Below are 13,828 nucleotides of genomic sequence, written 5' to 3'. Positions count from 1 at the left end.
CGCAGGGAATACCGCGAGTGAGCAGGATACGCTTATTTCATGTTTCATTTACCGGTTTTTGAGTTTTGATTTGCTGAACGCTTAAATTCGGCCAATAATCACAATTGCATACTAACACATGCAATATTGTTGCCTGACATTGGTCAGTTTCAGTAAGAAACAGAAGCGCTAACTACTTGTTCCTGCATATGAAATATACAGTAATACTACCTGTTTTTTTGCTTTTTTCAGTGATAACTTTTGGTCAGTTAAAAAAAGCGCCTGCTTATCCCTTAATTACCCACGATCCCTATTTCAGTATCTGGTCGTTTGCCGATGAGCTTACTACCGGTTCTACAAAACACTGGACCGGCGCCGGCCAGCCCCTTACGGGCTGGGTGGTCGTTGACAAACAGTTTTTCCGGTTTATGGGCATGGGCGACAAAAAGCAGGAAGATAGCTTATCGAAAGCTTTTGCCGATAGCAAAATGCCGGTTTTAGGCGTTGCCAGGCAAAATGAAGTAACTGTTACTGCCACGCGCACCATTTATAAATATACCTGCGGTGCGGTGGATCTGCAACTTCAGTTTACATCCCCTTTATTAATGAACAACCAGGCGGTACTTACCCGGCCCGTTTCATATATAACGGTGACCATGCAATCGACCGATGGAAAAGAACATGACGCCCAGGTGATCCTTGGGGTTTCATCGAATTTGGCTGTAAACAAACCCGACCAGGAAGTAAAGACGGAAAAACTGTTGACAGCCGATGGGTTGCCCGTGTTGAAAGTGGGAACAACAGAACAGCCGGTTTTGCAAAAGCGGGGCGATGACCTGCGGATCGACTGGGGTTATTTATATGTTGCCGCGCCAAAAGGAAGTAATGCCAGGCAGTACATTGCCGATGCTGCGCATGATTTTCCGGTAGTGATAAAACCAACTGATCCGCAAACCGGGAAGAACCTGGTTTTGCGTACGGAGCTGCCAACCGTAAGAACAAATGGCAAACCGCAGGAGCAGTTCATTATGCTGGGGTACGATGACATTTATTCTGTTCAATACTTTAAAGAGAACCTGCCGCCCATATGGAAAGCGGAAGGCCGTACCATTGAAAAAGAGCTGGCCAAAGCGGCAGCAGACTATAAAAGCGTAATGCGCCAATGTATGGCTTTCGATCAGAAATTATATGCCGATGCCAAAAAAGCGGGCGGCGAAAAATATGCGCAGTTGTGTGTGGCGGCCTATCGCCAAAGCATTGCCGCGCACAAGATCGTAAATGATACGAAGGGCGAACTGTTGTTCCTTTCGAAGGAGAACTACAGCAACGGTTCCATCAATACGGTTGATGTAACGTATCCTTCGGCGCCCCTGTTCCTGTTGTACAATGCCGAATTGTTGAAGGGCATGCTGAACGGCATTTTTTATTATACCGAAAGCGGCCGCTTTACAAAACCATTTGCGGCGCATGACCTCGGCACTTATCCGCTGGCGAACGGACAAACCTATGGAGAAGATATGCCGGTGGAAGAGTCGGGTAATATGATCATCCTTACGGCAGCGATAGCTAAAGCGGAAGGAAACGCCAATTACGCCAAAAAGCACTGGAAAGCGCTCAGCACCTGGGTGCAGTACCTGAGCCGCGAAGGGTTCGATCCTGCCAACCAGTTGTGCACCGATGATTTTGCCGGTCACCTTGCACGCAATACCAACCTGTCGGTAAAAGCCATTGTAGGTATCGGCTGTTACGCGATGCTGGCCGATATGCTGAAGGAAAAAGACACGGCGGCAAAATACCGCGGCATGGCAAAAGACATGGTGACCAAATGGATGCAAATGGCCGACGACGGCAATCATTACGCCCTTACGTTTAACGACAAAAATACCTGGAGCCAGAAATACAACCTGGCCTGGGATAAAATACTTGGATTGAAATTGTTTCCCGCCGAAGTGTACGAAAAGGAAATAAAGTATTATCTCACCAAACAGAACAAATTTGGTTTGCCGCTCGACAGCCGGAAAACCTATACCAAATCGGACTGGATATTGTGGACGGCCACACTGGCGGGAAATCAGGCCGATTTTGAAGCGCTCGTGAATCCGGTTTATACGTATCTTACGGAAACACCCAGCAGGGTACCGCTGAGCGACTGGCACGAAACCACCAATGCAAAAAAAGTAGGATTTCAGGCGAGAAGTGTGGTAGGAGGGTATTTTATGAAGATGCTGGAAGGGAAACTCGATAAGTAATGAGTTGTTCAGTTATTGAGTTATTCAGTTGTTGAGTTGTTCAGTTGTTGAGTTGTTCAGTTGTAAGTTGGTTGCCCGCTAACTAAAAACAAAGATCTGTATTATGGATCGCCGTCAATTTATAAAAAACACTGCGCCGGTATTGTTATTACTTACGAACGGTGAACTGTTGTACCGTTCCGCTTTATCGCTGAACTCAACGCATAATAAAGTGAAGTTTCGTTTTGCGGTTGCCAGCGACGGTCATTTCGGCCAGCCGAAAACCAACTGGGAAAGCGATTATGCAAACGTTATACAACATATCAATGCACAGCATAAAAAGCGGAAGCTGAAAGCCTGTATCATCAATGGCGATATCATTCACAATGACCCGGCTATGCTACCGCTGGCGAAACAACAACTCGATCAGTTGAAAATGCCATATTATGTTACCCAGGGCAATCATGATATGGTAAATGAAGAAGTTTGGAAAAAGACCTGGAACATGCCGTTCAATCATTCGTTTGTTGCAGATAAACAGGTGTTCCTGCTGGCCACAACGGCAACGGAGAAAGGGGAGTACATTTGTCCCGACCTCGACTGGATGCGCGCCCAACTGGAAAAATATAAAAAGGCGCCGAATATTTTTATCGCCATTCATATAACGCCGGTGAAGTGGACCGATAATGCAAAGGATTGTCCGGAGTTCATTAACCTGTTGAAAGATTATAAGAACATCAGGGCGGTGTTCAACGGGCACGATCACGACCAGGACGATATGAAGGAAACGGAAGGAATACCCTTCCTGTTCGATTCACATATTGGCGGAAGCTGGGGCACCACCTATAAAGGTTTTCGCATGGTAGAAGTGATGCAGGATAATACGGTGGCTACGTATATCCTGAACCCCGAAACGAAGTTGAATGAACGTATGTTGCCTGCCGGTAGGGTATTAAGTTCATAAATTATTGTACGCCAAAGCGTATTTGACAATATAAGCCCCCAGTCTTATAATTTGAGATTATAAGGCTGGGGGCTTATAATTTTTATTATTTAAAGGGTGGGGAAGCCTGATTTTTAACAGTTATGGAACCCGATAAAGGCACTTTTTCCCTGATAAGTTACTTTTTGAGGCCGATAATTACTTATTGGCGGGAGATAGTTACTTATTACCGGGTGATAGTTACGTATTACCGGATCATAGTTACTTTTTTGAAGAAAATAATTACTTTTTCCGGGCGATAACGACAACCCTGGCGGTTATAATACAGATTGCATTGGAGATAATTTTTTTTAAATAATAGTTTACATTATTCAAAGAGAAGTTGATTGCTTTTTGCCGTTTTTAACATGTTTTCATTGCAAGTACATTACTTTTTAGTGAAAGTTGATCACGTGTTGAAAGAACTTGATTTTTTTTGCAATTTGTACATCACTTTTTATTGATACTTCATTCATTTCAGCAAAAGTTCACTTACTATCGTAAATTGTTAACCTTTTTATAGCAAAAGTTCACTCATTTGCCAGTTTATTTACTTAAAACCCGGAAGAAATTACATTAATGCAGCAATATTTTGCTTTATGGCGGAACTTATCAACTTGTTTCTTTACATTTTAGTCATATAACTGAAATAGCTCAGTAAGCTGTCGTGGTGAATAAATGATAAACTTTACCATACATTTCAAAGGAAAGGTGTACCGTTTTTGTGAAACGGCAGATCAATATGAATCTCTGCTGAGTCTTATATGTGATCATTTTTATGTGAAATGTTTTGGCGTTTGTTATGGTGGTGGATGTTGTGGTACCTGCGGTGTTTTTGTAGTAGATACTAATGGAAATATAAAACTGGAACTTTCCTGCGAGATCCGCATAAACGAGTTGCTGAATAATAAGATCATTATTATTGATAAATAATGCTACCCGCCGTTTCCTGAATTGCATAGAAGAGAATATTGGCGGTATCATGGACATCAGTATAACGTCTTATGCAGATAACTACAAACAATAGCTCTCCCGATCATTGTTGATCCTGATCAAGAATAAAGCCCGTAAAATCTTCGCTTAGTCACATTTTGTCAACAGTGATAAATATGCCTTTCGGATTCATGTTATTTTTCATTTACCTTTAAGTGATAAGATTCCCCCCTATACATTATGAGATTACAATTATCCCTGACACCTTGTGCAGGCAATAGTTTATTGCCAGTTAATTATCAGTATCCGCTGTCTGCAGTTATATACAGGATCATTCAGCAGGCGGATGAAAAGTATGCTGCATTCCTTCACGATCGGGGATACCGGCTCGACAACGGTAAAAGTTTTAAGTTGTTCAGTTTTTCCGATCTGCGGGTACCATTTCGCATTCAGGGAGACCGGCTGCATATCAATGGTTCACCGGCTTCGCTAACTATCAGTTTTCATATCGATGAAGCAGCGGCTAATTTCATTAGGGGATTGTTCATTAACCAGCAGTTTGATATTGCCGACAAAATAAGCCGCGCTCAATTTTCAGTAACCCAGGTGCAGTTGCTGCCGGATTTCTTTACCTCACTTCAAATTGCTGAACCCGAAGTGGTATTGCAGCCCTTATCTCCGTTAGTAGTAGGCCGCAAAAACAGTAAAGGGAATTATGATTATTTAAGTCCGGCAGATGCAGATTTCTCCGATAGGTTGATCCTTAACTTACTTGAAAAGTATAAAGCTGCTTATAACAACCATGACGATTTAGAAAGTTTGAAGGAAAAAATGAGCGTACAGGTAATATCACCCAGGCAGGATATCAAAAGCCGGTTGATCACCATTAAGGCATTTACACCGGAACAAACGCAGATCCGGGGTTTCACCAGGTTCCGCATGAAGGTGAAAGCGCCTAAGCCACTGCTTGAGCTTGCCATGAATGCGGGTTTGGGGTTGTATAATGCGCAGGGGATGGGGTGTGTGGAAATCACTCAATAAAAACAACCTCATTGTTGGTGCAATTATATGATTTTTAATACTTAATACTATATTTCAAATCCGTAATGAGGTTAAACCTATTTCGAAAAGTTAAAACAAAAGTAGAGAAAAGTTTTAATGCTTAATACTATTGGACTAAAAAATATTAGCTTTGGTCAAAGGAAATTTATGATCAAAACTAATAAGCTTATAAACCGACTAGAATATTGCATTCATTGTGGTATTGGTTATCACGAGTGTCCAAAGTTCTGTGAACTCTGTAATAACCATACATTTTTCAACAAAGGATAACCACTCCTGATTTGAGAGTGACAGTAATCGAATTTTGCAACGGGCAATGATGCAAATATCAGTTTTTGTAGTATTAAAGAAGTTGCAAATCGTATGAAGGAAAAAAATAAAATAAACATCGAATGGCTAACCCACACAACAGGTGATCCCTTTGCTGATGCCGGTGGTTGGGTAATAAAATATTTGTGGGAACAGCCATATTTAAGGGATAAAAGCATTTTAGAGCTCATTGAATATGTAGCGAAGATTTATGTTGAGAATTGGGGAGGTAAAATTAACGCCTTTTTTCTCAATTCAACCATCACCCAACCAGCATTTAAAGGGGAAAGGAAAATTAGCGAAACCTTGCAATATTATAAATCATTAATTGAAGAAACAGATGATGGTTATGAAGGCTATTGCAGAATTTCAGGCATAAATACTAAACTGTTTTCTGCAGGACGCGACAATCATATTTTATCAGGCTCAGGAACATTTATCAATTTTCATCATGCATTTCAAAGTGGTTTATATCTTTCAAAAGAAGTGTTATTAAGAATGTTTTTTGTTCCGTTGGGCCTGATTCAATTAAGCGACAAAATAGCACTTATACACAGCAATCATGAAAAGGTAACCCAGTATTTCGTTTTCCGGAATTGCCGATTGAACTTACACGCAATTGCAAGTGGCTTAACGGAAGGAGTATTAAGATCTGAATTTAATAATCCCGCTAATGCATTATTCGGATTTGTAGATGAGTGTATCAATGAATTGTGTATTCTTCTTTACAATGATGAAACAGATTCCTTCAATAAAGAGGATGTTGCCTTAACCTTATATCATTTTACAAATTTTGGCGCCGGCCCGGAAGTTATCATATACACACTTCCTGCGGTAGTTTTTAAATTTTATGCTTTTTGCCATAACCCGAAATGGAAAAAAGAATGGACAAAATTTATTCGATTCTATTATCGAAATTCAAAATTTAAAGACGCAGTGTTTAATGAAAGTACAGAAATATGGGAAGGAAAGAAAGAGAACGCCGATTTTGATAATTACCGCATATGGCGCAATGTAGTTTTAGAAAAATTGATGAAAAACGAATCCATTCTTGCAAATATCCTTCGTTGGAATATAAAACACTCTTTCCCTTTTAAAATTGTAGAGACTTATCAAACAATAATCAGGAATATGGAAAAACGGACCGTCGAAAAAATCAAGCAATTTGCTGAATTTATAACGAGCAACCCCGATACTGATTTTATAAAAAAATGCATTAAGCGTTTGAATGGAGCTAAAAGGTCATACGAGCTCCGCCAATTTTTACTCAAGTTAAATACTGACAATTACCAAAAGGGTAGCGCAAGCCCTTTAATCACTGTTGAAGAATATGTTGACTACTTATTTCCCGATGGGGGGAACTGGAGTGAAATTCGTGACGTTTTGTTGATAGCTATTTACCAGAAGATTCATGAAATACACCTATCTGTTGATATAGAGCCAGTCGAAGAAGAAAACGAAACAATAACTGAAAACGAATAAACATGAATTTGAAAACACAGGGTTTCATCCTTTTAGACGTTGATGTAGTGGCGTTAAACAATGCCGGAAAAAGCACAAACAGTAATTTTGATAATGCTGTAGCTACCAAGAAGATTTTCAAAAACGGAAGGACTTATACTTATGTTTCAGGCCAGGCATGGCGATATTGGTGGCGGGAGGCATTGCAGAAAAATCACGGCTGGCAATTGTCGCCGGTAACCAGGGAGACAAAAATTGCTTTTACTGCTGCGGACCCTATTAAATATGCAGATGATGATATTTTTGGTTATATGAAAGCTGCAAAAGATGTAGTAGTGGATGAACAGGGGAAGCCAATTTTGGATAAAAAAGGTAAAGAACAAAAAGAAGACGTTACAGTAACCCGAGTATCTCCGTTAAAAAATTCAGTTATTGTTTCTGTTGGTGCTACCCGGCCGGTAGAAAACTGGTCAAGTATGGCCCGGCAGGATGGTGATTCCGTTCCTTATAGCAAAGAAGAATATAGTTCTATCATGAAGGGAATGTTTTCATTGGATATTGCCCAGGTTGGAACCTTTGCAACCTATAATAAGACGGGATTTAAGAATCTAACTGAAAAACTGAAAGAAACTGCTTTGAGCAATGGTGCGAGGGAGATTGACGACCCGTTTGTGAAAGATGTAGATGGAAATGCAAAAAAACTAGTGCAGTTATTACCGGATGTTAGAAAGCAGCGAATTAAAGATACGATTCAGGCATTGAAAACTATTTCCGGTGGCGCCATGCAAACGAATAATATGGGTGACGTTACCCCAAAGTTTATCGTTTTGGCTACAATGACAACCGGGAATCACCCTTTTTCACATATCGCAGCAAGCAATGGTGTAAACAACGAAAAAACTTATCTGAATATAGAAGGAATAAAAGAAGTGCTGAAAGATTATAAAGAGCAATTTCAAGGTGCCATTTTCATTGGGCGAAGAAGCGGATTTATGGATGAATATGCGGAAGAATTAAAATCTTTAGAAGCCCAGGCTGATGGCTATCCCAAAGTTCAGATTGGCTCTATAAACGAAACAATCGACAATTATTGTAAACAACTGGAAGATCAAATTGTGTAATGGAAGTTTATACCGTTGATATAAGAAGCTGGACAGCAAGTTTTCGGTATCCCAATCTTATAAGTGGTATACAGCCTACTTTGGAAGTACCTCCATTAAGTACTGTTTTGGGCCTGATTAATGCAGCAGCGGGAAAATATGTGGAACATTCCAGGCTTTCAATTGGGTATTACTTTGAGTTCGGCGCCAAAGCTACTGATCTTGAAACAATTTATATGATCGACAGCAATAAAGGAAGGCCAACGAATAATGCTAAGTCAAATGTAATCAGGAGGGAATTTTTATTTGATGTATTTCTGAGGTTGTATTTGACAGATGAAAATCTGATTAGTTATTTTAAAGCCCCTTATTATCCGCTTCTTTTAGGCAGAATGAATGATTTAGCTTCTGTTGATATCAAAAGCATCGGCAGAAAGCAACTGAATCCGGTTGAAAATGCTGATAAAATTAGCGGGCAAATTGTTCCCTTTAATAATAATTATCTACCTGGTACAATTCAGGCCTTACCAAAATATTTTTCCAATACCTTGCCAAGGCAAAATATGGGTACAGAACCTTATTCCATAATCAACCATTATGCGAAAATTAAAACCAATCTTTTGGCATACAGAGACGAGTTAAATGGTAAAGAAGTAGATATTTATCTGCATCAGCTCGATTTTGAAAATCAATAGCATGTTTTGATAAAAACACTCTAATGGAAACTATTTTAGCAAAGTCTGAACCTGAACTTTCATTAAAAACTCATATTAATGATTGTTTATTGATTTTAGACTTTTTAAAAAAGTGTTTTCCTAAGGCTGCTGCGACTCAATATAGAAGTATTGATTTTTGGGATATTCTTTATAAGGCGGTTATTTTTCACGATTTGGGTAAAGCCCACAAAGAGTTTCAAAGCTTATTGAAAAAGTTGCCAAACAATTGGTTGGGACAAAGACATGAATTATTTTCTCTCCTTTTCGTTGAAGCATTGCCCTTGGAAACCGAAGCAAAAAAATTGCTGCATTTAGTTATTGCCGGGCACCATAAAGACTTCGAACAATTACATCAGCGGTATTTGAATGCATATCGTATTGCCGGTAAAAATGATTTTGACTTTGAAGAAGATGAGAAACTAAATTTTAAAGAGGAAGTTGGGAAGGTAGATGCAGCTGAAGTCAATAAAATATTAAAACATTATTTCAGTTTAGATTTCAGCACTATTCCGGATATTGATCCACGGAAAGTTGTGCTACCTTATTTGAATAGAGCAAAATCAGGAAAAGTTTCTATTGAAAATGAAGATTACTTCCATTTGCTACTGCTGTCTGGCGCCTTAAAGCATTGCGACCACCTGGGTTCTGCACGAATGACCTCCATTGAAAAAATTGAGGAACAAAATTTTGTTTTTTTGACAAGGCATAGACAACGATTGCTTAGAGTAGGTGTTGATTTTTACAGGCATCAATTGCAATGTGAACAAACAACTGGCAATGTAGTTCTTACGGCGCCAACAGGCTCCGGTAAAACAGAAGCTGCTATGCTTTGGTTGCAGACCCAGTTGAAGCATTTGGGTCAGGGAAGGTGTTTTTATGTGTTGCCATTTACCGCATCTATCAATGCCATGTACGAACGTTTAAGCCATGATGAATATGGTTTAGGTAAGGAATATGTGGGTATGCTTCACGGCAAACTGAGTGATTATCTCTACGATTATTTCGATGATGCACAATACGCAACTGATGTGAAAAAACAAAGGATTGAGGAATTAAGAGGAAAGTTCAAAACCATATACACGCCGCTGAAAGTTGTTACGCCTTTTCAGCTTTTAAAACATTTATTCGGCTTAAAAGGTTTTGAGCAGGGCATTTTTGAATGGGCTGGCGCCTATTTCATTTTTGATGAAATACATGCTTACAGCCCTGATGTTTTTGCACAGATAAAAGTATTTCTGGAATACGCAGTAAACCATTTGCAGGTAAAGGTTATGATAATGACGGCTACCCTGCCTAGTTTTTTGCGGGTAGAAATCGAAAACACATTGGGCAGGTATACAGATATAAAGGCCGACAAAGTCCTGTATGACGGCTTCGACAGACATAAAGTTATATTGAAGGAAGGGTTGCTTGCAAGCAGCCTGGGGTTAATTATTGACAACTTGAATGCCGGAACGAAAGTTTTGATTGTTTGCAATACTGTGAAACAATCACAACAGGTATTTGCTCAACTGAAGGAATACGTTAATAAAGCGGTTTTGTTACATAGTGCATTTACTGGGGAGGACAGAGCAAAACATGAGAAGATTTTAAAGGAAGGAGAAAATAAAGAAGATCCTATTCAACTATTGGTTGGTACGCAGGCTATCGAAGTTAGTCTGGATATTGATTATGATGTAATCTATTCAGAGCCTGCACCTATAGATGCATTGATTCAGCGTTTTGGACGAGTGAACCGAAAACGAAAAAAAGGTATTTGTCCGGTATATGTTTTTAAGGGGAAAAATGCGAATGAAAAATATATCTACCCCGCAGAAACAGTCAATCGTACACTAAAAATACTTGACACTATCATTGAAGCCGATGGAGGAATTATTAAGGAAAATAAGCTGCAAACTTATATTGATTTCGTTTACCCAGCCTGGGACCCAAAAAGCTATGAGGTTTTCAAAAGCACTTATGATCTTTTGAAAAATGCGGTTCGTGAACTTGCCCCCTTGATCTATTCAAAACACCAGGAAGAAGATTTTTATAAACAATTCGATGGAATAAAAGTTCTGCCTGTTAAATTTAAAAATGAGTATGAGCGCCGGCTTTCTATCTTTGACTTTACTGGTGCAGAGCAACTGAAAGTGCAAATCCGCAAAAACAAATTTGCTCAACTTTTAACCGAGAACAATCAGGATCTTGTAAAAGATCGATTCTCTTTTGAAAGTAAAAAGCAAAAATTAATCTCTATACCTTATTGGATTATAGGGAAAAAATATGATCCTGATTTAGGTTTATTGTACGACGAACAAGAGACGTGGAATGCTGAAAATGTTATGCTTTGAAAAAATAATGTAGTTATGCTCACCGCCACCCACATCAACTACTTCTTCATCTGCCATCGAAAGCTCTGGCTCTTTGCCAATGGCATCAACATGGAACACACTTCTGATACTGTAGCAGAAGGCAAACTGATTGGTGAAACCAGCTATCCGCAACGGGCGGAAAAATATACCGAAGTTGAAATTGGTGGAAGCAAGATAGATTTTTATGATGCTAAAAATAAGGTGATCCATGAGGTGAAAAAATCTGACAGCATGGAGGAAGCGCATGAATGGCAAGTGAAATACTATATCTGGTTGCTGGAACAAAACGGTATTAAAGGAGTGAAGGGGGTTCTTGAATACCCGAAGCTGCGGCAAACCAAAGGCATTGATTTTACAGATGAAGACAGGAACTACCTGGGGCAGACCGTGCAGCAGATTGAAGCGATCATCGGCAGTGAACGCTGTCCGCCAGTAATCAATGCCAGGTTATGCAAGAGATGTTCGTACTACGACTTTTGTTATATCACAGAAACCTGAAATTTTGGCCAAAAATAAAACCATACAGTTGAATCTTCTGGTATCCGGGAAGGCATTTGCTATTTGATTTTAATCATAGCGAATTAGCCACAATTAAAAGCAGGGTTGGTTCTGACAATTAAAAAATAAGCGGGGTAATCGACAAATAAAGAAACGGAAATAAATTTCATTAACACAATGAAGAAGTCCTACTACCTTTTCAACCCCGGCCGTATGAGCCGCAAAGATAATACCCTCAAATTCACTCCCGTGGATGAAGGTGGTAATGAAGGCGCACCCAAATACATACCTGTTGAAACGGTGGATAATCTTTATGTGTTTGGCAGTCTGGATGCCAACAGCGCGTTATATAATTTTTTAGGCAAAGAGCATATAAGCGTACATTTTTTTGACTATTATGAACATTACACCGGTTCCTTTGCGCCTAAAGATTATTTGTTGGCGGGAAAAATGCTGATTGCCCAGGCGGATGCTTATATGAAACCCAAAAAGCGATTGACGCTTGCACAAAAGCTAACAGAAGGCGCTGCCTTCAATATGGTGAAAAATCTGAAATATTACAACAATCGGGAAAAGGATACATCGGCTCAGATCACTTATATTGAATCGCTGATGCAATCGATTCCTTCCTCTGGTGATATAGAATCCCTGATGGGAATTGAAGGTAATATTCGCATGAGTTATTATGGTGCCTTTGCCGCCATAATTAATAATTTTGAAATGGGACATCGTACCAAACAGCCGCCATCGAATGAGGTAAATGCCATGATATCGTTTGTAAACAGTATGTGTTATACGCTTTGTTTAGATATGATCTATCATACACAGTTAAATCCAACAATCAGCTTTTTGCATCAACCGGGAGAACGCCGGTATTCACTGGCGCTGGATCTGGCAGAAATATTTAAACCAGTATTGGCAGACCGGCTGATCTTTTCGTTGTTAAACAAAAAGCAGGTGCAGGATTGTGATTTTGACACAAAATTGAACAGATGCCTGTTGAAAGAAAGTGGTCGTAAAACGGTGGTAAAGGCGTGGGATGAAAAGTTGAATGAAACCATCAAACACAGGACGCTTAGCCGGAATGTAAGTTATAAACACCTGGTAAAGCTGGAGTGTTATAAACTGGCAAAACATATTTTGGGTATGGAAGAGTACAAACCATTTAAAGCCTGGTGGTAATATGTACATAATTCTGGTGTATGATATTGAAGTAAAGCGGGTTGCAAAAATGCTCAAACTATGCCGCCGGTACCTGAATTGGATACAGAATAGTGTATTCGAGGGTGAAATTACCAATGCCAAACTGAAGGAACTCATTCATGAAGCCCGGAATATAATGGACGAAGAAAATGACAGCCTGATCATATTCAAGAGCCGCGAGGAGAAATGGCTTGAAAAGCAGATAGTTGGAAAAGAAAAAAATGATCTGGATAATATACTTTAGTCGTCGGCCTCCGGTTTTTGCATAAAAGAGATGATATTTTTTTCTCCTGATATTGCTAACTGTCGTATTGAGAGGCACTTGAAGTGGTTGTCGACGTCTGGCAGGGATCGTATAATTGGGGGATGACAACTTTTTAGGTCTTAATAAAATGCTTGTTTTTGGTGTGAAGGTTGAAAGACAACGTTTTATTTTGCTGCAAATAACGGGCTATAATCGCACCATAGAGGAATTGAAACTTCCTTCAGAGATTGCAGGGCATGCTGCGCGAGGGTGCTATAATCGCACCATAGAGGAATTGAAACACAGTTTAATGTCGATGTGTACAAAGACATGGTTAGCTATAATCGCACCATAGAGGAATTGAAACCACTCGAAAAAAACATTAACGACAAACACATGGAAGCTATAATCGCACCATAGAGGAATTGAAACAAGCTAGCAGCAGTCAACGCAGTGTTAACCTTTGCAGCTATAATCGCACCATAGAGGAATTGAAACGGATTTACCACAATCGTTAAGCGTCTGCTTACTGAGGCTATAATCGCACCATAGAGGAATTGAAACTAACAATCGGATGTTGAGCCAACAGTTCATCAACAAGCTATAATCGCACCATAGAGGAATTGAAACGTGGCTGCTGGGATCGGGATAGGCGGGGCGCTGGGCTATAATCGCACCATAGAGGAATTGAAACACGGAACGCCGCACCAGGTGAACAGTCGTATTGACCGCTATAATCGCACCATAGAGGAATTGAAA

At 39.8% G+C, this 13,828-nt stretch carries 10 protein-coding genes and 1 CRISPR repeat array; all 10 genes read left to right on the top strand.

Going from position 1 to position 13,828, the window contains the following annotated elements; genetic code table 11:
• The first annotated feature begins 188 nt into the window (after positions 1-188).
• The 10 genes from A4R26_RS14390 (at position 189) to cas2 (ending at position 13,069) form a co-directional block, all read left to right on the top strand.
• Positions 189-2,228, top strand: coding sequence for a glutaminase family protein (locus A4R26_RS14390; protein WP_081164453.1), 2,040 nt, complete (start codon positions 189-191; stop codon positions 2,226-2,228).
• A 103-nt stretch (positions 2,229-2,331) separates the two neighbouring features.
• A complete protein-coding gene (locus tag A4R26_RS14385) occupies positions 2,332-3,171 on the top strand; it encodes a metallophosphoesterase family protein (RefSeq protein WP_081164452.1) in 840 nt (279 codons plus the stop codon).
• A gap of 1,191 nt (positions 3,172-4,362) precedes the next feature.
• Entirely contained in the window at positions 4,363-5,163 is an 801-nt protein-coding gene (gene cas6, locus A4R26_RS14375) for a CRISPR-associated endoribonuclease Cas6 (protein ID WP_081164450.1), read from the top strand.
• 384 nt (positions 5,164-5,547) lie between these two features.
• A complete protein-coding gene (gene cas8a1 / locus A4R26_RS14370) occupies positions 5,548-6,975 on the top strand; it encodes a type I-B CRISPR-associated protein Cas8b1/Cst1 (protein ID WP_081164449.1) in 1,428 nt (475 codons plus the stop codon).
• A 2-nt stretch (positions 6,976-6,977) separates the two neighbouring features.
• Positions 6,978-8,075: a type I-B CRISPR-associated protein Cas7/Cst2/DevR gene (gene cas7i, locus A4R26_RS14365; RefSeq protein WP_081164448.1), complete on the top strand. Its 1,098-nt coding sequence runs from the start codon at positions 6,978-6,980 to the stop codon at positions 8,073-8,075.
• Positions 8,075-8,749 carry a type I-B CRISPR-associated protein Cas5b gene (gene cas5b / locus A4R26_RS14360; RefSeq protein ID WP_081164447.1) on the top strand — a complete coding sequence of 225 codons (675 nt, stop codon included), beginning with the start codon at positions 8,075-8,077 and terminating at the stop codon, positions 8,747-8,749. Before cas7i ends, cas5b begins: the two co-directional genes overlap by 1 nt.
• 23 nt (positions 8,750-8,772) lie before the next feature.
• Positions 8,773-11,103 carry a CRISPR-associated helicase/endonuclease Cas3 gene (locus A4R26_RS14355; protein ID WP_081164446.1) on the top strand — a complete coding sequence of 777 codons (2,331 nt, stop codon included), beginning with the start codon at positions 8,773-8,775 and terminating at the stop codon, positions 11,101-11,103.
• Positions 11,104-11,118: 15 nt separating this feature from the next.
• Positions 11,119-11,622: a CRISPR-associated protein Cas4 gene (cas4, locus tag A4R26_RS14350; RefSeq protein WP_081164445.1), complete on the top strand. Its 504-nt coding sequence runs from the start codon at positions 11,119-11,121 to the stop codon at positions 11,620-11,622.
• Positions 11,623-11,799: 177 nt separating this feature from the next.
• Positions 11,800-12,804 carry a type I-B CRISPR-associated endonuclease Cas1b gene (cas1b, locus tag A4R26_RS14345; protein WP_081164444.1) on the top strand — a complete coding sequence of 335 codons (1,005 nt, stop codon included), beginning with the start codon at positions 11,800-11,802 and terminating at the stop codon, positions 12,802-12,804.
• 1 nt (position 12,805) lies between these two features.
• A complete protein-coding gene (cas2, locus tag A4R26_RS14340) occupies positions 12,806-13,069 on the top strand; it encodes a CRISPR-associated endonuclease Cas2 (protein ID WP_081164443.1) in 264 nt (87 codons plus the stop codon).
• Between the two features lie 206 nt (positions 13,070-13,275).
• Positions 13,276-13,763: a CRISPR direct-repeat array (repeat unit 30 nt; unit sequence GCTATAATCGCACCATAGAGGAATTGAAAC).
• Between the last annotated feature and the right edge of the window lie 65 nt (positions 13,764-13,828).

The sequence above is a fragment of the Niastella populi genome, assembly GCF_002078015.1.
In the GTDB taxonomy this organism is placed as follows: Bacteria; Bacteroidota; Bacteroidia; order Chitinophagales; family Chitinophagaceae; genus Niastella; species Niastella populi.
This window is presented reverse-complemented; position numbering and strand designations above follow the sequence as displayed.